This is a genomic window from Fibrobacter sp. UBA4297, assembly GCF_002394865.1.
GTDB lineage: Bacteria > Fibrobacterota > Fibrobacteria > Fibrobacterales > Fibrobacteraceae > Fibrobacter.
Genome location: NZ_DGUZ01000009.1, coordinates 154,539 through 179,625, shown reverse-complemented (window position 1 = coordinate 179,625; position 25,087 = coordinate 154,539). Strand labels below are relative to the sequence as shown.

Sequence of the window (25,087 nt, the reverse complement as noted above, 5' to 3'; positions counted from 1 at the left end):
CTAACGATTGGGTTTTGAAATGAAAAAGAAGTTTGTTGTCATTTTCGGGCTGGTTTGTTTAACCATATTGTTGTTCTTCGTTTTCAAAAACGATAACGAGCAAGTCGCGTGCGACAAAAATACAGCTAGAGTATCCGAAGATACAGCAAGCGCCTCCGGCAACACAGCTCCCAAAATCAAAACCATGTATCGAATTTTAGAGTTTAATGGTGACACCACCGTGTGGGATTCTGCCGACTGTGTTATTCGCGATTCATCATTTTCATGCAAAAAAGAGATCATACAAGATCTTTCTGATATAGTAAACAAAAAATTCATCAATAAAATACATGAAGATTTTTCAAGTATTTACAAAAACATGTCAATCTTAGATGAAGCCTTAGAAAATCATAAAAAAAACAAAACAGGAAATACATTACCTTCATCACACATAAAAGAAAATTCAACCAACATACCCAACAACAATACAAAGCAACCAAAAGTCATTTACAAAGATTTAAATTTCGGTAAAGACGCCATCGTCAATTACATTCCAATAGCCGACATTCCTGCTTTTGACCGAAACAATGTCGCAAAATTTTTTTCTTATCTATCAGGAAAACCCTGCTCCAAACTTTTGACATTCCGTTCAAATTATAAAATCGAAGCTATCGGACTTCCTGATTATTTTAAATGGAAGACGCGAGATGCGGATGAAATGTACATTCGTAAAGATTCCACAGAAGAAAATGTATGCATAACATCACGACAGAAAATAATTAGAGGAAAAGTTAGAATTCATCCAATAAGTATTCATCCAATACGTAATGATTTTTTTAATCAGTCAAGACAAGTTGTTGATATTCGTTATTTACCCAAAGAGAAAGTAATCTACGAATACCAACTACTTAATACATCAATCCTATATAAAGACACAACTTTTTCGTGGAAGCTTGTCTATAGGGACCAGTACGATCGCGGCGACACGCTAGATATCACGACAAAATTCGAAGTTACCCAAAATCAAACTTACACAAAGTGCTTCGATTCCACAATTAAAAGAAGTTTAACAAAAGATACTCTCTTTTATCGCATTCTTGATTTTAAAGGAGATACCACCATTTGGCTTCCTTCTGATTGTAAAATTTTCGCAGACCATTTTTCATGCATTCGTAGAGAATCCGTTCCCAAGGGGAAACAATGCAATTTTCCAAATAACAAAGACATTTCTGCAAATGCATCTTATAAAAATTTGAACTTTGGAAAAGAAGCCATCACAAATTACATTCCTGTAGCAAATATTCCCGATTTCAATCGCGACTCCGTGGCAAAAGTCTTTTCTGTTTTGCCGAACTCGTCTTGTTCTGCATTGCTAACGTTCAAATCTAATTACAGTATAGAACCCATCGGGCTACCTAAGGATTTCGAATGGCAAAAAAACTATCCAAAAGCAGTCGTTAAAGAGATTTCTAAAAAGAAAAAAATGTGCACCCTTGAATATCGGAGAGCTTCTAAACGTCCCGATCCCTACGAAGAATACCATAACGTCATTTTCGAAGAATTGCCCGAAAAAGCCCGTATTTACAGCTATCAGCTTTTCAACAAATCGCTTCAATCTTACAAGGACTCAACCATTACATGGAAACTTGTCTATAAAGCCCAATACGGTCGTGGCGACACGCTGGATATAACAACGAAATTCGAATGAAAGGCTAAAAAATCTCCCTTTTCCCCACCACGCTTTACAATTCTTGAAATATTGAGCTATCTTTATATCGTCAAAAAGCAAAGAGGTTTTTGGCACGCCCGACGCAACTTCGACATGAAGACGCCACACGTGCAGATATTATGAAAAAGATAATTGTCGTGAACACGCCAAAGAATTGGAAGTTCCACATTCCCGAAGCCGAAATTGTCTCGGCAAAAGACTACCTTACTAATCCAGAATTTACAACCCAGAAAAACGTTCGCGTTTTCAACTTGTGCAAGGACTACAGCTATCAGAGCAAGGGCTATTATGTAAGCCTGCTTGCCGAAGCACGCGGTCACAAGGTCATCCCGAACGTCAAGAACATCCGCGATTTCAAGGCCCCGGCAGTCGTAAAAATCATCAGCGACGAAATCGACGAGCTGATCCAGAAGAGCCTGCACAAGCTGACCGGCACGGAATTCGTGCTTTCGATTTACTTTGGGCAAAACGTCAGTGCTCAATACTTAGAACTTTCGCAGGCACTTTACCGCGTTTTCCAGGCACCGCTCCTGCGTGCAAAATTTGTCTTCAAGCAAAAATGGTTCATCCAGTCCATCCGCCCGATTAGCGTTGACGAAATTCCCGAAACGCATAAGGAAATGGTGGACCAGTTCGCCATCGAATACTTCCAGAAAGACCGCTACGTCTCCCCCAAGACGGAAGACTACGTGTATGATCTCGGCATTTTAACGAACCCCGAAGAAGTGGAACCTCCGAGCAACAAGGAAGCCATTCAGCTGTTCATTGAAGCCGCGCAAGATACAGGTTTCCGCGTGGAAATGATTACCAAGACGGACTACCACCGCGTTGGTGAATTTGATGCCATCTTCATTCGTGAAACGACAAACGTCAACCATCACACATACGCATTTGCACGCCGTGCCCAGAGCGAAGGCATCGCCGTCATTGATGATCCCGACAGTATTTTACGTTGCTCCAACAAAGTTTATTTGCAAGAACTGATGACTGTCGGTAAGATTCCGGCACCAAAGACGATTATCGCCCACAGCGAAAACCGCCACACGCTCGCCAAGGAAATCGGATTCCCGATGGTCATCAAGACGCCGGATTCGAGCTTCAGCATGGGCGTCAAAAAGGCAAACAACAAAGAAGAACTCGAAAAGATTCTCGACACGATGTTCGAACACAGCGATTTGCTCATCGCGCAGGAATTCACGCCCACGGAATTTGACTGGAGAATCGGCATTCTCGACGGAAAGCCGCTCTTTGCCTGCAAATACTACATGGCGAAAGACCACTGGCAAATATACAACTGGGATAGCAAGGACAAGAACGAAGTCTGCGGCAAGTGGGATTGCCTGCCGATTGAAAGCGTCCCCCACGGTATCGTGAAAACTGCCCTCCGCGTAGCAAGCCTTATCGGTAACGGGCTTTACGGTGTCGATCTCAAGGAAATCAACGGTCACCCGGTTGTGATTGAAGTGAATGACAACCCGAGTATCGACCACGGTATCGAAGACCAAGTTGGCAAAAAGAAGATTTATCTTGCCATCATGAGGAGCTTGCGCCACCGCATCGAAGACCGCCAAAACGCAGCACAACAGAAAGTGCTACAGCATGAAAGAGATATGTTTTTATAGGGGGCAATCATGAGCAATTACAAACTTTGGGAACGCTTCGGCGTCGAAATGGAATTCATGATTGTCGATCGCGACACACTCAATGTGCTGCCTCGCGCCGATGTCCCGCTCGGAAAAGACAAAGACGGCAATCAGCTTTCGGACATTGAATACGACGATATCGGACTTTCAAACGAACTCGTAAGCCATGTGCTGGAATTCAAGTGTGCACACCCCAAGTCTACATTCGACGGGCTTGGCAAGCGATTCTTCCACGAGATTCGCCGTGCAAACAAGAAGCTCGAAAAGATCAACGCGATGCTTTTGCCGAGCGCCTGCCATCCGTTCATGGACCCGGCAGAAATGCAACTTTGGCCGTACGATTGCCTCGACATTTACCAAACTTACGACCGCATTTTCAACTGCAAAGGCCACGGCTGGGCAAACCTACAAAGTACGCACCTGAACCTTTCTTTTGACGGTGACGAAGAATTTGGCGAGCTTCACGCAGCAATTCGCCTGCTTTTGCCGCTGATTCCAGCCATTGCCGCCAGCAGCCCGTATCTCGACAGCAAATACACCGGCTACCGCGACGCCCGAATCAACGTCTATCGCCACAATCAGGACAAAGTTCCTGAAATCACGGGCCAAGTCATCCCGGAACAGGCGTACAGCTACGACGAATATAATAAACAGATTTTCGACAAGGTAAAGAAGGCTATCGCCCCGTACGATACCGAACACTTGCTCAATCATTTCTTCTTGAACAGCCGTGGAGCTATCGCCCGTTTTGACCGCGGGGCTATCGAAATCCGCCTCGTTGACATTCAGGAATGCCCGAACGCCGACATCGCCATCGTTGAACTCGAAATTGCGACCCTCAAAGCCATTGTGAACGGCAAGTTCGCGGCATCTCGCGAAAACGCATCCGCCGCAAATTCCGTGCCGCACACGCTCAAGGAATACCGCGAATTTTTGCGTAACTTCGACACAGCCCGCCTCGCCGAACTCCTCGTGAAGACCACGAAGGACGCCGAGAACGCAGTCATCGACTGGCCAGAATTTCTCGCTGTATTTGGCATGGGTGAGGCTTGTACCGCCGGCGACATCTGGAAGCACATCTACAGCGTCGTGAAAAACGACCTCACAGAAGTCTCGCAAGGCTTCATGGAAAAAATGCTCGAACGCGGAACGCTCTCCAGTGCCCTCTACAAAGCGCTCGGCGACGCCCCCGCCCACGAAGCATTTGTCACGGAATACAAAAAACTAGCCGATTGCCTTGCACACAACCGGCTCTATGGAATTAACGAGTAAAATCGCTTACAAACCCAAATCTTTTTTAGCTACCTGGAAGTTCATTTCCAGGTATTTTAAATTTGCATCTTCAGCCATCAAATGCTCAAAGTCGAGAATCGGGAACAGCACGTACGGCTTGACGCGAACATCTACAGCCGATAATTTGTCCGGAGTATCTGCACCAAAGTAATACTTTGCAAAAACGTCCCAACACTTGCGCATCATCGCCGCATTCATGTAATGCGTCGCCAAAAGAAAATCATCCGGCAAATAATGGCAGAAATAGAAATAACAACCTAAATCGAAAAGCGGGTTACCGCAGGCAAACTCGCCCAAATCGATAAAGTACGCGCCATTGTCGTTCACAATCAAGTTGCCCGTCTGCAAATCTCCATGAAGGCACCGAGAAACTTTCGGCGTTTCCTTGATGAGTTTACGCGCAAATTCCTTGACATTCTCGGGGAACATCTTGGATTGTTCGAGCAATCGCGAATACTTTTCCTCCGCATCTTGGAACGTGCCAGGAATGCACGACGTAGAATGCAGCTTTTTGCAATGCTCTGCAAAAACCTTGATGTATTCCTCAAGATGTTCGGGATTTTCGCCAACGCATTTTGAAATCGAGCGCTTCCCCACGATGCGTTCGTAAATCAGGCCCAAACGACCGTCCTGTTCGACAATATCGCCCACATGCGGCGTCGGGATTCCAAGTGAAACCACTTTCCGGCAAATATCCTGCTCGCGAAGCAATTCCTCCTTCGTCGAGCAAAAACCCGGAAAACCCAATTTCAGCATCCATTTGCCATCCGGACTGTTGTAGTTCTCGGAATTGTGACGATTGCTGAACATCGTCCATTGTGATAAGTCAATTTTCTCCATAAAAGTAAAATACACCATTTTATAGGAGAAATCAAAAAAAAATCGCAATTTTTCAAAAGTGAACAAAATCACACCGTGATGGAATTCACATGAAAAACCATGCAAAACTAAATATATTTTCGACATCCAAAAAGGAAAGGAGGGTGTATATGGAACCGCATAATCGCAGTAACGAAGGCGATGATTATATTCCGCCATTCAAACCGTAACATCATTTAGTTACAATGCAAAAAACGAGCCCGCAAGGACTCGTTTTTTTTTTGCAATATATTCGCGCCAGTTTAATGTCATTCCCCTAACGGGGCTTGATTTGTTCGCCTCGGATATAGATACATGCAAGCATGTTTCTGCATCGCTCGGCTCCGTTGTCATTCCCGCCTTGAGCGGGAATCCCCAATTTCATTCCGAGAAGGGGATGCCCTGTCGGAACAGGGCATGACAAGTTAAACTTTCAATTCGCCAGCATCAATGGAATCCCAATCCGGGATTGCTTCGATAGCCGGGCGGACTTCTTCGGTCACGAACTTCACGACCTGACCAGGAGCGCGACCCACGAACTTGCGGAGGTCGAGGATTTCCTTGAGCTTTTCTTCGGTGATACCGAGCTTCTGGAACTTTTCGTTCTTCAGAACGCGTTCGAGCAAGTCGTTGTCCTTGCCCTGTTCCTTGACGACCTTGCCCGCTTCCATGGACATCACGCGGATTTCTTCGTGGAGTTCCTGACGGTCGCCGCCGTTCTTGACGCCTTCCATGATGATGTTTTCGGTGGCCATGAACGGGAGTTCGGCCATGATGCGCTTTTCGATAACCTTCGGATAAACCACGAGGCCGTTGGTGACGTTCTCGGCGATGATGAGCATGGCATCCATGGCGAGGAACGCTTCAGGAATTGCCAAGCGCTTGTTCGCACTGTCATCAAGCGTACGTTCGAACCACTGCGTCGCCTGCGTAAAGGCGGTGCTGTTCACCAGGGCCATCACGAAACGAGCGAGAGAGCAAATACGTTCGCTGCGCATCGGGTTACGCTTGTAAGCCATGGCGCTGGAGCCAATCTGGGTCTTTTCGAATGGTTCTTCCACTTCCTTCACACCCTGCATGAGGCGCATGTCGGTAGCGAATTTGTGCAAACTCTGAGCAATGGAGCTGAGCACCTGGTTTACGCGGTTGTCCCACTTGCGGGTGTAGGTTTGGCCGGTGATGGTGAGCACGCGCTTGAAGCCGGCCTTGGCGGTCACGCGGCGGTCGAGTTCCATAATCTTTTCTTCGTCGCCGTTGAACAAGTCCATGAAGCTAGCCTGCGTACCGGTCGTACCCTTCACGCCGCGGAACGGAAGCACTTCAATGAGGAAGTTCAATTCTTCGAGGTCGATGAGCATGTCCTGAAGCCAGAGGCAAGCGCGCTTGCCGACAGTCGTGAGCTGAGCAGCCTGGAAATGCGTTGCACCGAGCTGCGCCATGTTCTTGTATTCCATGGCAAACTTGGAAAGTTTGTCCATCACGCGGCAAAGACGCTTGCGCACGAGAATCATGGCCTGCTGCATCTGGATAAGGTCGGTGTTGTCGCCCACGAATGCAGACGTTGCACCGAGGTGGATGATCCCCTTAGCTTTGGGGCACTGGACACCGTAAGCGTAAACGTGGCTCATCACGTCGTGACGGCGGCGCTTTTCTTCTTCTTCGGCAACTTCAAAGTTGATGTCCTTTTCGTGGGCCTTCAGTTCATCGACTTGCTCCTGCGTAATCGGGAGGCCGAGTTCCATTTCGGATTCGGCGAGGTAAATCCAGAGCCTCCGCCAAGTCTGGAACTTGTACTGCGGGCTGAAGATGAAACTCATTTCCTTGCTAGCATAACGCTTGATAAGCGGGCTTTCGAATTGATCACGCATGATTTTTCCTTTTTTAAGTTTTTACAAAGGCAAAGATAAAAATTTGCAGAACACATTAAAAGGGGTGATGCACCTACCTATCATATTTCACCGCAATCCTCCCCTGCGGCTTTCGGTAAGCTTCGGGGATTTCGTCACCCAAGCTTTTCAAGAATTTCACAAACGCTTCATCATCGGTCATCACCTTATCCATAATGATTTCACTGTCGCGGAAGGCTGTAATTTCACCGCCTTCGTATGCCACATAAGATGACAATCCGACCGTATATAGAGCGTTCTCGTCAATAGCAACAAAGCCATTTTCAGTTTCGACCTGCACATTTTCAACGCGTACTCGCGCCGCATCACCACCTTTCGAGGCCTCAACGACAGCCGTATAGCGGAGTCCCGAAACGTGCAAGAATCCACCGGATTCCTCAGGCAATTTCGAAGCTCCTTGAGCAAGCGCCACCTTGATCTGACGCCCGGTTGCACGAATCAAGCACATGTCGTTTGCAAAAGGCATCACGTTCAAAATGTCTTGATATTTCACAGGTCCTGCCGGTATCGTCACGCGAACGCCTCCGCCATTTTCGATTCCTATTTGCGCCCCCACAGAAAAACGCATGGCATCGGCAGCAAGGTCGCCCAAGTTCGTCTCGCCTTTGCGAACTAAGCGCTTTCCGTCATCGCCATTGATTGTCAATTCAAATTTCGTATTCGAGACAACTTTCTGTAAATCGGCGGCAGTCAAAGCAAGCAAGCTATCGTGAACGGCAGCAACTTTACGGTTCACCGCAACGACGCCATCCATCGGAATCAACCGAGAATGAAATTTTCCATCGCGAGTAATATTCAGCATTCCAAAATTTTGAAATTTCGTTCCTGTTTGTGACACAAGAACGCTGTCGCCATTGGCGTTTGCAATAAACTCTTCGCCAACAACACTATGCGAATGCCCATCCAGCACAGCATTAATCCCCGTTGTTTTCTGAACAACCTCAACGGAACTCACCGGAGGCACAAACCCCAAGTGAGCAAGAAGAATCACAAAGTCCGCACCCGCTTGGCGAGCACCATCAACGACCGACTGCACGAGATTGAAAATTTTCTCCGAAGGAATATCATACAAAGTCTTTAGCGATTCATCCGTAAACGCGTAAGCCTCCCCCACTAAAGTTTGCGGTGTCAGCACGCCTACAAATGCAATTTTCTTTGCGCCAACCTGCTTTAGAATGTAAGGCTTGAACAGCGGCGTCGATGTCCCTTTCTGCACAAGGTTTGCGCAAACAATTGCTGCGTTCATGGAGTCCGAAAGTTCCATCAAGCGTGGAATTTTATAATCAAATTCATGATTCCCAAGCGTCACGACATCGTAACCGACAGCATTCATGAGCGCTACAACATAGCCGCCACGAGAGATGCTCCCCATCGCACCGCCCTGCAAAAAATCGCCAGAGGAAACAGTCAAGACATCAGCCGTATCAGCAATTGCATCGCGAAGACCCGCAAATTTTGCATAGCCATCCATTTGGCAATGAACATCATTTTCATAAACAACGACAATGCTCCTGGGCGAAGCCAAAGTTTGTTTGTTGCCCAATACGTGAGTCGTTTTCCCTGAACAAGAAAACACGCCAAAAACAACCAAAGGCAACAAGTACTTTAGCTTATTCATAACCCCTCTATAATTGCAAATTTTTGCCTATATTAAAGCTTTTCGGCAAATTCATTCATCGGCTTACGCACATCATGACGAGGTGACGGGATTCCGTTCTGCGGGTCGGCATAGCCAATGTCCAAAAGGCAGGCAAGCTTGATGTTCGGCTCAAAACCGAATTCATGTTCAATGTGAGCAGCATTGAAACCACGAGCCCAAAGCGTTGCAAGCCCAAGGTCCGTGGCCTGCATCATCATGGAAGTCGCCACGATGCTAGAATCCATAATTCCACTCTTGAAGCTGTCCATATACGTCGTCGGGGTGTAGACTTTATTGTCGTCGTAGCAGACCATAAGCACCACAGGAGCGTTATACGCCATACGCGTGATGCCACGAATCTTCTTGAGCGCTTCGGGAGACTGGAGAACCTTGACAATCACCGGCTGGCCATTCACCGCCGTCGGAGCGATACGGCCCGCTTCGAGCACCTGCATGAGTTTTTCGGGTTCAACTTCCTGTTCGCTGAAAGCTCGGCAACTGAAACGATTTCTAGCCAAATCAATAAATGACATAAGTACCTCTTTTTTATGAAATATAAGCAATTTTACTATATTTGTAGCCATGAAAAAATTTTACGTCACCACTCCGATTTATTACGTCAATGATGCCCCGCATATCGGGCATTCCTACACGACCGTTCTCGCAGATATCCTTACCCGCTTCCACAAGATCATCGGCTACCAGACATTCTTCTTGACCGGTACCGACGAACACGGCCAGAAGGTGCAGCGCGCAGCCGCCAAGCGTGGCGTGACTCCACAGGAACACGTGGATGAATACTACCACCGCTTCGAAGACCTCTGGAAGAAGATGAACATCAGCAATGATTTCTTCATCCGCACCACGATGCCGGAACACAAGGCTTTTGTGCAGGAATGCTTGCAGAAGCTCTGGGACAAGGGTGAAATTTACTCGAAGGAATACGAAGGCTGGTACTCCGTCGGCGAAGAACGTTTCTTCAGCGAAGACGAACTCGACGAAAATAAGTGCGACCCGATCAGCCACCGCCCGGTGGAATGGCTCAAGGAAAAGAACTACTTCTTCAAGATGGGTTCTTACCAGCAGAAGCTGATTGACTTCTTGGAAAGCCACAAGGACTGGATTGTGCCGGACTACCGCTGGAACGAAATCCGCGGGTTCCTGCGCCAGCCGCTGAACGACCTCTGCATCAGCCGTCCGAAGATGCGCCTCAGCTGGGGCATTCCGCTGCCGTTCGATCCGGACTACGTGACTTACGTCTGGTTTGACGCTCTCCTCAACTATGTGAGCGCCTCGACAGCCTTCCACAAGACTTATGCCGACGGCACGCCAATCTGGCCCGCCACTTACCACCTCATCGGGAAGGACATCTTGACCACGCATAGCGTGTACTGGCCGACCATGCTCATGGCTCTCGACATTCCGCTTCCGCAGCACATTCTGGCCCACGGCTGGTGGCTCGTGAACGGCGGCGAAAAGATGAGCAAGTCCGCAGGCAACGTGGTGAACCCCATGGACTACATGGAAAAATACGGCATTGACGCCTTCCGCTACTTCCTCGCCCGCGAAATGGTGGTGGGCCAGGACGCGAACTTCACGCATGACGGCTTTGTCCGCCGCATCAACAGCGACCTTGCGAACGATCTCGGTAACGTTTTGAACCGCGTGCACCGCTTGGTGCTCACGAACTTCGGCGGCGTACTCCCGGCTCCGAACGCTCTCGACGATGCAGCCAACGAAGTGATTACGATTGCAAACCGCGTCCGCACGAACGTGATGGAATGGGTTCCGCAGGTCAAGCTCTCGCAGGTCGTCGAAGAAATCATGACACTTGTCCGCAGCGTGAACCGCTACCTCGAAATCAAGGCTCCGTGGAAACTCGCGAAGGATCCGAACGCCAAGGACGAACTCGCAACCGTGCTTTACATTTCTGCTGAAGCAGTGCGTCTCTCGCTCAGCATGCTCTGGCCGGTCATCCCGGGCAAGAGCGAAGAAGGTCTTGCCATGATCGGTAGCAAGTTCACCGACCAGAACGACCTCGTTTGGGGCATTCTCAAGGGTGGTGAAAAGTTCGGCGAAGGCAAGCCGCTCTTCCCGCGCATTGAAGAAGAAGTCAAGAAGGCTGAACCGCAGCAGGCCAAGCCGAAACAGAACAAGCCGCTTATGGCAGCAGACGTTCCGGCCGCTATGGACCTCCGTGTTGCACAAATTAAGGAAGTTGCCGACCATCCGGACGCAAGCAGCTTGTACGTACTCAAGGTCGATGCAGGCGAAGGCGAACTCCGCACGATTTGCAGCGGCCTCAAGAGCAGCTACCAGGCAAACGAACTTCAGGACCGCAAGATTCTCTTGTTCGCAAATTTGAAGCCGAGCGCCCTCCGTGGCATCATGAGCCAGGGTATGCTCTTTGCAGGCGACCTCGAACCGGAAACGCACAAGTGCAGACTCGTGAGCGTCCCGGAAGACGCAAAGCCGGGTGACCGCGCTTTGTTCAAGGGTGTTGCTCCGAGCGAACCGCGCGAGCTCAAGGTCAAGGACTTCGAAAAGATTGCCCTTACCGCAAAGGGTGGCGCCGTGTTCTGTGACACGCTCGCTCTTGAAGTGAACGGCAAGCCGGTGACTTGCGATGTCGCTGACGGTGCTGGAATTCATTAAGAAACCGCCCGGCGCTTATGCTAGACTAAAAAAAGCCAACCTCGGACAAACTCCGGGGTTCTTTTTTTTGCACTAAAAAGATTAAAAATCAGGGAAATGCCATTTTTTACGTGAATTTTGTGCAAAAATCAAAGTTTCTCACGTAAATTTTCAAACAAACTCACTAAAAATAGTCAAAAGCAACAACAAATTAACCTCAAAAGTTCATAAAAAGCCACAAAAATCCGTTTTCAAACAGGAAATTCATTCTCAAAAACAAAAAATCCCTGATTTTCCATCAGACAAACTAACAATTTTACGTGAAAAATTTCAAAAAACACCAATTACTCACGTAAAAAAAGCCAATTTTTCAAATTCAGCTTTTTATCAAAGCGCAAACACCTTACAATAATTTTGTATATTGAACAACATGAAAGAATTCATTCAGAAAATCAAAAAAAACGCTCTCGTCTACCTCAAGTCCTTAAATTGGATTGTCCTGCTCGGCATTGCAGCATTCAGCATCGCGCTTGCCATCATCAACAACATCCGCGTCGATGACGCCAAATCCGTCGATTGGATTGGCACCCAAGATATCCTCGAAAAGCCGGCAGACATTCTTTAAGGAGTCCCTATGATTGCATGTTTTGAAAAAGAAAATCTCAAGAAAACCATTATCGCGGGCATCCTCCTTCTCGTCGCAACGTTCTTCGTGACCGTTGGCGTTGCCGAAATCAGCTTCCCCGAAACGGTTCTCACGTTCACCGACCAGGAATGGCTCCTCGACATTTGGCCGAAGGCATACCGCTACAACATCCACGTAGGCGTTGGCGCCATCGTTCTCGCTTGTGCGCTCATCTTCCCGGCCATCAAGATCCAAAAGGATTTTGCTATCCGCGCTCTTGAAACGCTTTGCCGCATCGGCATTGGAGGCATGTTCATTTTCGCCTCCATTTTCAAGATTCAGGACCCGCACCAGTTTGCAACGCTCGTTGCGCAGTACCAGTTCTTCTCGGCGCTGCACCTCGACTTCGTGAACAACTTCTTTGCACTCGTGTACCCGCAATTTGAATTCTGGTTCGGGCTTGCGATGATTGTATCGCCGTTCGTCCGCGAATCTGCATTTGCGATTTTCTGGATGTTCGTAAGCTTCATCATCGCACTCGCCTGGGCGCTGTGGAATGATCTCGGCATCACTTGCGGTTGCTTTGAACTCGAAGGCGCACAAGATAAGGCAGAAGCCTGGACTAGCCTCATCCGTGACCTCATCCTCATTTGGCCGACGCTCTGGCTCGCCTTCCGCAAGAACAAGAGCATCATCGGCATCTGGAAAAAAGACAAGGAAGTGAAGTAATGCAATCGTGGCACAAGACCTCGTCTGTTCTTAGCATTATCTTTGGAACCGCACTCGCCTGCTCAGCGCATCCGGTCGACATGCCACACCACATTTCCTTTGCCGATTCGGCGCATACCAAAGAGTTGAACATCAACGTCCAGCTCCTTGACTCACTTGCTGTCACAAATTTCAGCAAAGCAAAAACGCATTATGACAATTCCATGTCCGTTCGCTTATTCGCAAGCGGCAAATTCACCGACGCGTTCCTGTTTGATACCCGTGTCAAAGTCAACACGGACTACACAAACCGTTACATCAATTTCAATTACTACAATCCCGACGAAGGCCTCCCCTACAACAAGCAGAGCGAACATAAACGCACCTGGGACCTATTCGCCGCAAACGTGAGCTACAATCTTAAGCCCGTCAAGTTGCTCGCCGGATTTGACTTTTTGGAATGGGGCCCCGCACGCCGTAACCACGTGATTTTACGCGGAGAACGCAATTTTTACCGTCCGTGGCAAGACAGCTCCAGCCGCATCCCCGATGCAGCCCCGACTCCTTATTTTGGCTACCAGTTCACGCTTGGCCCTATTGAATACACGCAATACGCCGCCAAACTCTACGAAAAGAAGAACTTTGGCAAGTATTTCCATGCGCACCGCCTGAATTTGAACCTCCCGAAAGAAATCACGCTAGGCATTTCAGAAACATCGCTTTACGGAACCACTACCGAAGCTGCAGGCTCAAACCCGAATCCCGACAGCGATAGTACAGGCCGTGAATTTGAATGGGCATACGTCCTCCCGTTCATACCTTACGTTTTTCAGGAACACTTGCAAGGCGACCAGGACAACATTTCTCTAGCCTTTGACTTGAGCGTGAAAACACTCCCGAATTGGGAATTCTACGCTGAACTTTTGTGGGATGATATGAAATCCCCGACAAGCATGTTTGACGATAGCTGGTGGGGCAATAAGTGGGCTACAACACTCGGCGTCGCCCGTGACAATATCGAAATCGGCCCCGTGAATTTCGACTGGATGTTTGAATACACGCGCATTGAGCCGTGGGTTTACACACACCACAAAGGGAACGCCTACACGTACGCGAGCTACGCCCAGAGCCTCGGCAGTGACCTCGGCCCGAACAGCCAAGAGGTCCATACCGAAGTGACCGCTACATACAACTTCATCAAAGCGACGATTTTCTTTGGCGCAGTCGCGAAAGACACCGCCTTCGGCGGAAACATCAAGGACCTGCACACGCCAGAAAGTGCCATGGACAAAAAATTCCTGAACGAAGAGACAACGCTTCGCTACAAAGAACTTGGATTGACATTGAGCTTGACTCCGTGGGAATGGTTCAGCTTTAGAACAAGCTACACAAGATTCTTCGGAGACTTTAAAGGCTACCGCGCTTATGCCGTCGGTAGCGTACAATGGTAAATGCACTTCGTCATCCTGAGTGGCGCAGCCACGAAGGATTCAGTAACACTTTAGAACATTTTCTTTAATTCTTCCTCATCGGTGGCGGCGAGGACTTTTTCTTTCCATTCGGGGTCGAGCAATCGCTTTGCCACATTCGCAATCGTAACCGTATGCGCCATAGCCGATTCCGCCGGAGAAAGAAGCACGCACATAAATTGAGCAATTTCTTCATTACGAGTTTTAATCCCCGTAATGCCCTCACGAGCGACAACAAAAGCCATCAACGGTTCCTGCAAACCAGAAACTCGCGTATGCGGGAGCAAGAGTCCCTGCCCCATATAAATGCCCTGAGCGACACGCTCCGAAAGCCCTTTCCATGTAGACATCGCATCAAACGAATAAGGACTTTTCACAAGTGCGTCATAAGCGTAACCCAAAGCACGATTGAACTCCACTGGCTGCGCGTAAATACGCGTATAGATGAGAGCCATTACTGCAGCGCCCAATCCATGAACTTGAACACTTCAGGGTCTGTAGCCTTGGCAATCTGCTTGAATTCGCCAAACAGCACACGGAGCTGAGCCTTGCCCGGTTCAATGTACTGTTCGAACTTTTCAATCTTTTTCACCTTCGAGAGGAAACAGTATGCGCCAAGAGCCTGCATCAAGCGCTGCAAACTGGCATGCACAAAGCCATCCCAGGCATCGTCCTTCGTATAAATTCTTGTACCGCGGTACTGGCTGCGCCAATATTCAAAGAAGTCCTTGATCATCGGGAGCGGCAAGCTCACGTACGGGTCCCACAAGAGCGATGCAATATCATAGAACATAGAACCGCGACGAGCGCCCTGGAAATCCACAAATGCGACTTCGGAATTCGGGCGGATCATGATGTTCTGGCTCTGGAAATCGCGATGCATCAAGACCTTCGTCTGAGCTTCAACGGAGACGGCCACGAGTGAATAGAAATAGCGAACTGATTCCGGAATTTCCGTAATGCCCTTGTGGAGCTTGAGGTAATTCTCGGTAAAGTAATCGGATTCCCACTTGAGGGCGGCAAAGTCAAAACGACGGAGCCAAATTTCGGTATGATGGCTAAACAGCTGATGGCTTGCATTCTGCCACTGGATAAGCGCATCAATCACTTCCGGGTACAGAATACGCGCACTGCCCGAAAGGACCTTTGAGCCATTCGGGAAAGCTTCGTCCAAGAGGCTGCGTTTGCCCAAGTCTTCTTGCAACACCTGGCACGCATTTTCGTCAACACAATAAACGCGCGGAACCGGCAAGCCGTATTCCCTGAATGTCTTGGAATACTCGACAAAGTGCTTGAAATCTTCGTTCACTTCGGCACTCACCTGCAAGACGCTTTTACGTTCATCGCTAGCGATACGGAAATAACGCCTTCCAGAGCCTGCACCGGCAATGGGAGTCACAGTAAAGTTTTCAGTATAACCATGAGTCAAGAGGAACTCATGAATACTCGGAGAAATTTTAATAATATCGTTTTGCATGCTTTTAATATACTTAAAGAAATATGAAAATGACAAATAAAATTAGCGATTTTGCGCTCCAATTTACAACAAAAAAAGACTGCCGTTAAGCAATCTTTTTTTGGTGATTCCGGCTCGGAGGCCGGAATGACATCTATGTGCGGGGCGCCGCCCCGCCATTACTTTTACGACACGAGCATCATCGAGAACACCATGACGAACAGCGCGACGGTTTCGCCGACACCGAGCACCATGAGGTAGTTCACGAGGCCCTTGCCCGTTTCGCCAAGAGCGTTGCAAGCGTCAGCTGCGGACTTGCCCACGTACCAAGCGCTAGCCATCATGCCAATGCCACCGAAAATGCCTACGCCGAGGTAAGCTGCCCAGTTGCCAGGATTTGCCTGCGACTTGTTCAAGATGTACATCATCAGGAGCATGCCGTAAATCGTCTGCGCAATCGGCGCACCCACAAAAATGAGCAGCGTAAAGAGCGCGTTCTTACCCTTGAGATACGCCTTTTTCCAGGCACCGATGGCCGCCATGCCGGCAGTCCCGCAACCCAGCGCAGAGCCCACCGCGGCAAGGCCAAGAGCCGCCACCGCACCGAGCTTTGCGAGCGTTAAAAGTTGTGATTGATCCATAAGTGCAACCTCTTTCGATTAAAGCACCATCATGGAGAACACGAGCACGAACAAAGCGACAGTTTCGACGATACCGAGAACCATCAAGTAGTTCACCATGCCCTTGCCGGTTTCACCGAGAGCATCGCAAGCCACTGCAGCAGACTTGCCCTGGTACCAAGCAGAAGCCATCATGCCGAGGCCACCGAAGATACCAGCACCGAGGCAGCCGCCCCAGTTCGTAAAGCCCTGTTCAGCAGCCTTGCTCAAGATGAAGTTCATGAGCAACATGCCGTAAATCGTCTGGGAAATCGGAGCACCGACGAACACGAGAAGCGTGAAGAGAGCGGACTTACCCTGAGCATAAGCCTTCTTCCACATCGTGATAGCAGACATACCAGCCGTTCCGCAACCAAGGGCGGAGCCCATTGCCGAAATGCCGAGAGCGGCAGCAGCACCCATTTTAGCGAGAGTAACCATTGTATTCGGTTCCATTATATTATCCTCATTAAGTAGCGGGATTTAACCCTTGGTTTAATTTTTTTGCTTGGCGAAGGGGCTGAATGCAAATCCGCTCCATTCAAGACCAAGTCCATTTGAAAATTCGAGTGTGTTAAGACGTACGGCATGCACTGCAACGCCCATCACGGCAAGTGCAATGTTCAAGCAATGAACGCCCAAAAGAACTAGAGCTGCACCGGCAACACCCACGGCAGAGCCAAACAGCGGCGAGAGCATTCCATTGAACGCTTCGGCGATTGCGGCACCAGACATACCCACAGCAAAGAGACGGATATAGCTGATGACGTCGGTAAAGCTGTTCACGATGTCGAGCACGAGCATCGGGATGCTGATGAAGTCCTGTTTGAGGCGGCTAGGCGGCACCGTAAAGAGCACGAGAAGCACGACTTCCACGATGAACATCGGGATGACGAACTTCGGCATGTCGATTCCAAGCACCATGTTGCATGCAAGGAAGAACATGACCCAAGCACCCATGAGCCAGCCCACCTGCGCCATGAACGTCGAAGACTTGCGCTTGATACGCACAACAACGTTCCACGCATGAGCAATGCTCAAGTGCACAACGGCAATGCAGAAACAGAACAGCTGGATATGCTGCATCTGGGATGCCCCTGCGGCCTTCGGCACAAAGCTTTCCGGCAAGAATGTAAACATCTCGCAGAACTGCTTGTATGCTTCGAAGCGCGTCGGATCCGTCGGAGCAGAGCTGCGAATCCAGTAGAGCACGTTACGCACGCCTTCCGGGATAAAGTTGTAGTTAGCGATATCGAGATAGTAGCTCCACCCTGCAAGTTCCGGCGTAAGCCCGAGGAAATTTGCATTGATGGCGCCCCAGATGATAGTCGCCCAGCTCATCAAATACACAAAGTGGAATCCAGCACTGCTTGCCTTCGGCATTTTCGCTCTCGCATAGAGGGCGATGCCGAGGAACAACAGGCCGTACGCCATATCGCCCACGATCATCGCAAAGAAAATGCTAAAGAAGCAGAGGAACACAGAGCTCACGTCAACTTCGTTGTAGCCCGGCGAGATGCCAATAATGTCATAGAGGCACTGCATCGGGCGTGAAAGCTTGTTGTAGCCGAGAAGCGTCGGGACGCTATCTTCGTCCGTCGGATCTTCAACACGGATGCCCCAGCCGTTTGCCTTCGCTGCCGCACGGATTTCAGCAACGCGCGGTTCCGGGCAGAATCCCTGAAGTGCTGCAAGGCCCTTGTTCTGGAGCATGCTTGCAGAAGCTTCCACGAGATTGTAACGGTCCGTCACTTCCAAAAGGCGGTCTTCAAGATCGTCCTTCACAGAAGCAAGCTGGGCAAAGCGTTCATCCACAGCAGAAATCGTCGTGTTCGATTCCTCTTCAATCATTCGATATTCTTCGAGCGACTTGAGAGGCATGGCGAGTTCCGTAAACGCACCCTTCACAGATGCAGGAGCATCGCCCTTCGTGAACACGGCAATGTACGTGCCATTTTCATCCTTGCCAAAGACATGCTTGTAAGCGTTATCGCCTTCGACTTCAAAAGGTTCCTTAGAAAGATCGACGAGATAAAGGCGAACAAAAATGCCCTTTGCGGCAAGTTCCTTGACCGTGCGCGGATCGAGATTTCCAAAAGCGTGGAGCTTTTCAAGTTCTTCCTTGGCTTGTTCCAGCTGGATTTCGGCATTTTTCTTGTCCGAAATGAGCGTCTGGATTTCTTCGACGAGCGTTACACCGCTTGCACCTTTCGCTGCAGGCGTCACACCCTTGCGAAGCTTATCCGGAACGACTTCCATAGCCTTCTGCACACGGGCCACAGCACCCTTTGCACCGTTCACAGATGCACCTACGGCATTCTGGAGCGGAGTCAAATGGATAATTTCCATTTCGCGCAGAGCCTTAAGGGTTTCTTCCTTATGGCTTGCAAGCGTAAGAATGGTCACCTTCTTCATAGGAGTAATCATGCGGCAACCTCCTTACTCTGAGCGTCAAGTGCAAGCGCCTTAGCCGTAGCCTTGCCCTTTGCAAGCTTACTACGGGCCACACCGCTTGTCTGCTGGTCGCCCAAGAAGATATTGATTTTGCGGATGTTATCCTTAGACTCGGGAATCTTCACCTTTTCGAACAGGTTCACACGCTGGCTCGTGGTACGCAATTCTTTAGACAAAAGTTCGTACTGACGCTCGAGCACGCGACGTTCCAGGCGCAAAGAAATCAAACCCTGTAAGCTGCGGATACCATCGTCGAGCCACACCGGAGTCGTAAAGAAGTCCGGAATGTTCACGTTGAATTCCACGCCGCTAAACGTCGGAATCTTCACGCCGGCAATGTTACCCTCGCCCTGTTCGACACTCTTCACCGAGAGATACTTTTTCCACTCAATGGGTTCGGCAAAAAGCGAAATCCACGAAGCCATGCTCTTGCGGAGCTTATCCTCTTCTTCGCGTTTCGCCATCACCTTCTCCTGGAGCGTACGCATTTCCATCTGCAACTGCTGCTTTTTCAAAAGCAACGTCGGCAGATAGCGCTGGAAGCGCTTCAGTGCGTCACGTTCCGCCTTGAGGGCGTTTTTAGTTAACTTGACCTTAGCCATATTACCACTTCTTCGGCCAGTACTGATTGATCATCTTGGTGGGGATACCGGTTTCTTCAGGAGTGAAGCAATCGGCGAGGATTTCCCATCCGAGATCCAAAGCCTTTTCAAGAGGGATGTTCACAGAAAGGTCCATCATTTCCTTTTCGAAGCGTACGCCGTACTTCAACAGCTTCTGGTCCCAGTTGCTCATGTTGAAGCCCATGGATTGCTTTTCCAAGGTTTCCTTGTAGCTGGCGTACAGCTGAATCATGGTGTTCATGATGGTACGGTGGTCACTACGGGTCTTGCCGTTCACCTGCTGCTTCAAGCGGCTCAAAGAACCAAACGGTTCGATACGGCCCTTGCGCAAGTAGAACTGACCTTCGGTAATGTAACCCGTGTTGTCCGGAACCGGGTGCGTCACGTCGTCGCCCGGCATGGTGGTCACAGCCAAAATCGTGATAGAACCAGCATCGCTAAAGTCCACAGCCTTTTCGTAACGGCTTGCGAGCTGAGAGTAAAGGTCGCCAGGATAACCTCGGTTAGACGGAATCTGTTCCATCGTAATAGCGATTTCCTTCATGGCGTCGGCGAAGTTCGTCATGTCCGTGAGGAGCACGAGCACGTTCTTGCCTTCGGTTGCAAACTTTTCAGCAACAGCCAAAGATGCATCCGGAACGAGCAAGCATTCCACAATCGGGTCAGATGCAGTGTGCATGAACATCACCGTACGGCTAAGTGCACCGTTCTTTTCGAGGTAATCCTTGAGATAGAGGTAGTCATCGTGCTTGAGGCCCATGCCGCCGAGGATAATCACGTCGACTTCAGCCTGCAAGGCGATACGTGCCAAAAGTTCGTTGTAGGGTTCACCTGCAATCGAGAAAATCGGGAGCTTCTGCGAAACGACGAGCGTGTTGAACACATCAATCATCGGGATACCCGTACGCACCATCGTCTTCGGGATGATACGCTTAGCTGGGTTTACGGAGGGGCCACCAATCGTGATGCGTTCGCCATCGACTTCCGGGCCGTTATCGCGCGGCTTGCCGGCACCGTTAAACACGCGGCCAAGCAAAGCTTCGCTGTACGGGACCTTCATCGGTTCACCAAGGAATCGCACTTCGGAATCCGTAGAAATACCACGGGCACCCGCAAAAACCTGCAAGTCCACAAGATCACCGTCAATGCGGATCACGCGGGCAAGAGATGTACCGAACGAACTTGTAACCTGAGCGAGTTCTTGGTTTGCAACGCCTTCGGCTCTCAAAGTAATCACAGAACCGGCAATGCGTTCAATACGATGGTAAGTAACATTATGCATTGAGAGAAACCTCCTTTACGGAAGCAAAAATACTGGATTCGAGATCCTTGAATTCCTGGCTGTCAAATGCCACGCGGTTCCAGTCCTTGGTCGCCTGCGTGAGCTTGAGGAAGAACGTACGAGCAACATCCTTTTCGGCAAATGTCATCGGAGTCTTAAGGATGGTATAAATTTTATCGAACACGTACTTCTGACGGTCTGCAGAGCAAGCGGCGTCGATTTCATTATAAGCGTCCTGCTGCAGATAAACTGCATCCAAGTATTCGGATTTCAAATAAACGATAAAGTCTTCGATGGAAGTACCTTCTTCGCCCACGACCTTCATCATGTTGTTCACATCCACGCCGTTAGCGAGAATGGAACGGGCTTCGGCAACCTTCTTGGAATCGATAATGCCTTCGTACTTGGACCAGGAATCGAGCGGATGGATTGCCGGGAAGCGGCGCTGGTCAGAACGTTCACGGGAAAGGCCGAGGAATGCGCCCACCACCTTAAGGGTAGCCTGGGTCACCGGTTCTTCGAAGTTACCACCTGCCGGAGACACGGAACCGCAAATTGTCACGGAGCCGGTCGAACCGTCCTTGAGGCGGACAACGCCACCGCGTTCGTAGAAAGATGCGATCACAGATTCGAGGTAAGCCGGGAATGCTTCTTCGCCCGGAATTTCTTCCAAACGACCACTCATTTCACGGAGAGCCTGAGCCCAACGAGAAGTAGAGTCTGCGAGGAGGAGCACGTTGAGGCCCATCTGACGGTAGTATTCAGCGAGCGTCACGCCGGTATAAACAGAAGCTTCACGAGCAGCCACCGGCATCGAAGACGTGTTACAAATAATCAGCGTACGTTCCATCAAGGACTTGCCCGTACGCGGATCAATCAATTCCGGGAATTCACGAAGGGTTTCCACCACTTCACCAGCACGTTCACCGCAAGCGGCCAAAATCACGATGTCCACGTCGGCATAACGGCTCATAAGCTGCTGGAGCACGGTCTTACCGGCACCGAACGGGCCCGGCGTACAGAACGTACCGCCCTGCATCACAGGGAAGAACGTATCGATAATGCGCTGCTGCATAGTGAGCGGCTTGGAGGGGCGCAAGCGTTCTTCGTAAGCCTTGATCGGCATCTTCACCGGCCAGGTCTGCACCATCGTCACATCAACAGATTCGCCCTTATCGTTCTTGAGCTTTGCGACAACATCTTCGACAACGCGGTCACCGGCAGTCGTAATGTAATCTACAGTCCACTTGCCAAGGAGCTTGAACGGCACCATGATGCGGTGCGAGAAAACACCTTCCGGAACCGTACCGAGCGTATCACCAGCGACAACAACATCGCCAGCCTTAGCGACCGGAGTAAAAGCCCACTTCTTGTCACGCGGGAGAGCCTTCAAGTACTTACCGCGCTGGAGGAAGAAGCCGCATTCGTCAGCGAGCTTCGGCAGCGGGTTCTGAAGGCCATCAAAAACTTGAGTAAGGAGACCCGGACCAAGTTCAACAGAAAGGAGTTCACCCGTAAATTCGACTTCGTCGCCAGCCTTGAGGCCAGTCGTATCTTCGAACACCTGGAGTTCAGCGTAATCACCACGGATACGAATCACTTCGCTCTTAAGGGGGATGATTTCTGTCTTACCTGCTTCGTTCTTCGAAATGAGCTTTGCATAAGCCACTTCGTTCTGGGAAACGGCGCTTTCAAACTTGACACGAATCAGGTTTCCGTTCACGCCGGTTATTTTTCCGATACTAGCCATTGAAAATGGACCTCCACTCATTCCTGCCTGTACGCAGGATCGTTTTCATTAATAATATTGATGACGGCCTTGTCGCCTGCGATATCGTTCAAGCGAGCCCAACGCTCGCAGATTCTAAGCTTAATCGCATAGGCGTAGACGTGCTTGATGGTCCCCTCGCCTACACCGGCAAGGCTATCCACAAGCCAAAAACGGGCGCGGTCGATATCCTGTTCCTTTTCAAGCGGATTCGACTTCATGAACGCGTCCTGGATCATCTTCGCAAAGGTGACGTCATAACCAGAGAATGAACGTTCCGCAAAACGCACTTCAGGGCCCCACGCCTGGGCGCGGAGCCTACCTGAAACGTTTCTCATCTGGGTTTCGCGGGACTGGTATTCCCTAACAAATTCATCATCGCACTCTTCGCCCGCCAAAAGGGCGTCGAGCGCTTCGAGTTCTGGGGCATCCAGCACACCTTCGCAACGGCCACGGAACTCGGCCATGCTAAGGGGCGGAACGTCGCCCAGTTCTAGCATCGGAAGCGATGCCATCAAATATGCTGGACTGCTCATTGGACCGCCTTATTTGCCCTGGGCGGCCTTGTTTACAATCTTTGCAAGTTGCGGTCTGAGCAAGGCAGAAAGAGATTCCGCCATTGCCTGTTCTGTAAATTCGTGGCTGACCTTGCCGCCGTCGAGTTTGACGCGGAAGCCGAACTTGACGCCCTTGTCGCTTTCGACCTTGACGCCAGCCTTGAGCTGCTTTGCAAACTCGCCCATCACAAAGCCCGTGAGAGCCTTGGCATCAGCTTCGGAGAAGTTAATTTCGATGTCGGAGGTGTAGCTCTTTGCAACCGTAAGGAGCATGTTCTTCACGGTAGATTCATCGAGAGACTTGTCAATCTGGAGGCTGAGAAGATCAAGAATCATCTTTTCGAGGTTCTTGCCCACCGAGAGGAGCAAATCGCGAGCGGACTGTTCCAAAGTGCGTTCGCTGCGTTCTGTAAATGCTTGTGCTTCCTTGTCGGCGTTTTCGAGTTTTGCTTTGGCTTCGTCTTCGGCGGCTTTGACAATTTCAGCTGCCTTGTCCTTTGCCTTAGAAATAATATCTGCTGCTGCGAGTTCTGCCTTTTCGACAGCATCCTTCTGGATGCGTTCCATAAGGGCTTGCAAATCTTCTGCCATTTAAATCTCCAAATTGAACCAAAACACCCCTTTTAAGGGCATTTTTATTAAACACAGAAAAAAATATACAAGTAAAATTTTAAAAAAGACAAGAAAATCGTCAAAAAATTGCGAAAATATTGTTTACTTGCACAATTGGAGGATAAAAAGACCAAAAGGAGCGACAAAAGGCGTAAAACCTCGACAGAAAATGGAAAGCGCTTTACAGATTTGGAAAGAAAATCGTATCTTATATACTCCAAAAGGAATTTACATGCGCAAAGAAAAAAGCGAAGCAGAAAAGATTCAAGAAGCAAAAGAATGCTGCGAAAATTTCAAGAAAAACCCTGCTGGGCCCCTCATTTTATCCATCATTTACATCGTAGCAATCGCCATTTTCATTAGGCCCGTATTGAACCACGTATACATCGATTTTCGTTTGATGAAAACTGCAGAAGCGGGCTTTTCTTCCATAATCGTAATATCCGCCATGTACCTGCTATTTAAGCAATGTTCCAATTTTTTCAAAGGAACCGAAGGCAAACACGACAAACAACATTTGCGCGCCACGGGCGTAACATTAGTCTGTGCCGGAATTATAGCCGCCATCATCTCAGGTTACACAACCGACAAATACGGCTGGATAGAAGACGAGGCTTTGGCAGATCTTAACGTAAACGAACTAAAGCAAGCTCCCATCAAATGCACGGGAGTAGACATCAATAGACATAATGGCAACGCGTATTACGGGATAGCCAAACTCTCGGACGGGACAACAAAGCCTACTGTAGTGTACTACTTGCGCGGGAAGTATCGCAGATACAGTGTTGAATATAAAATTGCAGCGAAGTTCATGTAAAGCGAATTCAAACATTATTCAATATCCAATATATTCTGGGTGATTCTTTTTCAACCGCGAGAGGTTATTCAAATATTTCTACACTATTAAATGCATCCTGAGTATCACGGACAGGAATGCGGACGAAAACCCAGGATTTGATTCAACATTTCTGTTTTTTTTTCAACGTCTAACCGCTTGCGAACCCGCATAAAATAAGGTATATTCTGAAAGTAGGTCTTATAGGGGTTCTTTATGAGCCGAGATAAAACCAAGAGGTTTTAGGTGGTGCAATCGGTGGTGCTGCTGGATTCGTGATTGATCAAAAATCTACGCTTGAATGGGACAATAAGTGCCCTGCAGAAAAATGATTTATATTATTGCTAGTATTCCTTT

Annotated in this window: 22 protein-coding genes; 8 read left to right on the top strand and 14 right to left on the bottom strand. The window is 49.2% G+C overall.

The genetic code is table 11. The features are described 5' to 3' along the window. Positions 1-19 precede the first annotated feature (19 nt). From B3A20_RS04005 to B3A20_RS03995, 3 genes are all read left to right on the top strand, one after another. Positions 20-1,687, top strand: coding sequence for a hypothetical protein (locus tag B3A20_RS04005; protein WP_290762130.1), 1,668 nt, complete (start codon positions 20-22; stop codon positions 1,685-1,687). A gap of 140 nt (positions 1,688-1,827) precedes the next feature. After that, positions 1,828-3,330, top strand: coding sequence for a RimK family protein (locus B3A20_RS04000; protein WP_072829092.1), 1,503 nt, complete (start codon positions 1,828-1,830; stop codon positions 3,328-3,330). Between the two features lie 9 nt (positions 3,331-3,339). Further along, positions 3,340-4,623, top strand: a complete 1,284-nt coding sequence (locus B3A20_RS03995) for a glutamate-cysteine ligase family protein (protein ID WP_290762126.1) — start codon at positions 3,340-3,342, stop codon at positions 4,621-4,623. Positions 4,624-4,629: 6 nt separating this feature from the next. Here the strand turns inward: B3A20_RS03995 and B3A20_RS03990 are convergent, their stop codons facing one another. The 4 genes from B3A20_RS03990 to B3A20_RS03975 form a co-directional block, all read right to left on the bottom strand. After that, positions 4,630-5,502 carry a TIGR02172 family protein gene (locus tag B3A20_RS03990; protein WP_290762123.1) on the bottom strand — a complete coding sequence of 291 codons (873 nt, stop codon included), beginning with the start codon at positions 5,500-5,502 and terminating at the stop codon, positions 4,630-4,632. A 425-nt stretch (positions 5,503-5,927) separates the two neighbouring features. Next, complete coding sequence (gene purB / locus B3A20_RS03985; protein ID WP_290762121.1) at positions 5,928-7,370, bottom strand: adenylosuccinate lyase; 1,443 nt, start codon at positions 7,368-7,370, stop codon at positions 5,928-5,930. A gap of 73 nt (positions 7,371-7,443) precedes the next feature. Beyond that, the gene (locus tag B3A20_RS03980) at positions 7,444-9,027 is read right to left on the bottom strand and encodes a bifunctional metallophosphatase/5'-nucleotidase (RefSeq protein WP_290762120.1); all 1,584 of its coding nucleotides are present in this window, start codon (positions 9,025-9,027) and stop codon (positions 7,444-7,446) included. A 32-nt stretch (positions 9,028-9,059) separates the two neighbouring features. Next, positions 9,060-9,581 (bottom strand): nitroreductase family protein, encoded by a 522-nt coding sequence (locus tag B3A20_RS03975; RefSeq protein WP_290762118.1) that lies wholly within the window; start codon positions 9,579-9,581, stop codon positions 9,060-9,062. A 49-nt stretch (positions 9,582-9,630) separates the two neighbouring features. Here B3A20_RS03975 and metG point away from each other — a divergent pair, with 49 nt between their 5' ends. The 4 genes from metG (at position 9,631) to B3A20_RS03955 (ending at position 14,466) form a co-directional block, all read left to right on the top strand. Beyond that, entirely contained in the window at positions 9,631-11,703 is a 2,073-nt protein-coding gene (gene metG, locus B3A20_RS03970; RefSeq protein ID WP_290762114.1) for a methionine--tRNA ligase, read from the top strand. A gap of 409 nt (positions 11,704-12,112) precedes the next feature. Continuing rightward, positions 12,113-12,307, top strand: a complete 195-nt coding sequence (locus tag B3A20_RS03965; RefSeq protein ID WP_290762111.1) for a hypothetical protein — start codon at positions 12,113-12,115, stop codon at positions 12,305-12,307. 9 nt (positions 12,308-12,316) lie between these two features. Then, a complete protein-coding gene (locus tag B3A20_RS03960; RefSeq protein ID WP_290762108.1) occupies positions 12,317-13,036 on the top strand; it encodes a MauE/DoxX family redox-associated membrane protein in 720 nt (239 codons plus the stop codon). Next, entirely contained in the window at positions 13,036-14,466 is a 1,431-nt protein-coding gene (locus B3A20_RS03955) for a hypothetical protein (RefSeq protein WP_290762106.1), read from the top strand. The genes B3A20_RS03960 and B3A20_RS03955 overlap by 1 nt, the downstream gene beginning before the upstream one ends. Positions 14,467-14,516: 50 nt before the next feature. Here B3A20_RS03955 and B3A20_RS03950 read toward each other — a convergent pair whose 3' ends face one another. The 10 genes from B3A20_RS03950 to B3A20_RS03905 all read right to left on the bottom strand — a co-directional run bounded on the left by B3A20_RS03950 (position 14,517) and on the right by B3A20_RS03905 (position 23,874). Then, positions 14,517-14,939 (bottom strand): PTS sugar transporter subunit IIA, encoded by a 423-nt coding sequence (locus tag B3A20_RS03950; RefSeq protein ID WP_290762104.1) that lies wholly within the window; start codon positions 14,937-14,939, stop codon positions 14,517-14,519. Further along, positions 14,939-15,961: an aminoglycoside phosphotransferase family protein gene (locus B3A20_RS03945; RefSeq protein WP_290762100.1), complete on the bottom strand. Its 1,023-nt coding sequence runs from the start codon at positions 15,959-15,961 to the stop codon at positions 14,939-14,941. The genes B3A20_RS03950 and B3A20_RS03945 overlap by 1 nt, the downstream gene beginning before the upstream one ends. 164 nt (positions 15,962-16,125) lie before the next feature. Then, entirely contained in the window at positions 16,126-16,581 is a 456-nt protein-coding gene (locus B3A20_RS03940; RefSeq protein ID WP_088641096.1) for a V-type ATP synthase subunit K, read from the bottom strand. 18 nt (positions 16,582-16,599) lie between these two features. After that, positions 16,600-17,055: a V-type ATP synthase subunit K gene (locus tag B3A20_RS03935; RefSeq protein ID WP_290762097.1), complete on the bottom strand. Its 456-nt coding sequence runs from the start codon at positions 17,053-17,055 to the stop codon at positions 16,600-16,602. A 39-nt stretch (positions 17,056-17,094) separates the two neighbouring features. Next, entirely contained in the window at positions 17,095-19,026 is a 1,932-nt protein-coding gene (locus tag B3A20_RS03930; RefSeq protein WP_290762094.1) for a V-type ATP synthase subunit I, read from the bottom strand. Next, positions 19,023-19,655, bottom strand: a complete 633-nt coding sequence (locus tag B3A20_RS03925; protein ID WP_290762091.1) for a V-type ATP synthase subunit D — start codon at positions 19,653-19,655, stop codon at positions 19,023-19,025. The genes B3A20_RS03930 and B3A20_RS03925 overlap by 4 nt, the downstream gene beginning before the upstream one ends. A gap of 1 nt (position 19,656) precedes the next feature. Then, positions 19,657-20,958: a V-type ATP synthase subunit B gene (locus tag B3A20_RS03920; RefSeq protein ID WP_173565335.1), complete on the bottom strand. Its 1,302-nt coding sequence runs from the start codon at positions 20,956-20,958 to the stop codon at positions 19,657-19,659. After that, positions 20,951-22,708: a V-type ATP synthase subunit A gene (locus tag B3A20_RS03915; RefSeq protein ID WP_290762086.1), complete on the bottom strand. Its 1,758-nt coding sequence runs from the start codon at positions 22,706-22,708 to the stop codon at positions 20,951-20,953. The genes B3A20_RS03920 and B3A20_RS03915 overlap by 8 nt, the downstream gene beginning before the upstream one ends. A gap of 17 nt (positions 22,709-22,725) precedes the next feature. Next, entirely contained in the window at positions 22,726-23,262 is a 537-nt protein-coding gene (locus B3A20_RS03910) for a hypothetical protein (protein ID WP_088631267.1), read from the bottom strand. A gap of 9 nt (positions 23,263-23,271) precedes the next feature. Further along, positions 23,272-23,874, bottom strand: a complete 603-nt coding sequence (locus tag B3A20_RS03905) for an ATPase (protein WP_173565333.1) — start codon at positions 23,872-23,874, stop codon at positions 23,272-23,274. A gap of 13 nt (positions 23,875-23,887) precedes the next feature. On the opposite strand from B3A20_RS03905, the gene B3A20_RS03900 reads away from it, so the two are divergent. Next, complete coding sequence (locus tag B3A20_RS03900; protein ID WP_290762077.1) at positions 23,888-24,712, top strand: hypothetical protein; 825 nt, start codon at positions 23,888-23,890, stop codon at positions 24,710-24,712. The last annotated feature ends 375 nt before the right edge of the window (positions 24,713-25,087 follow it).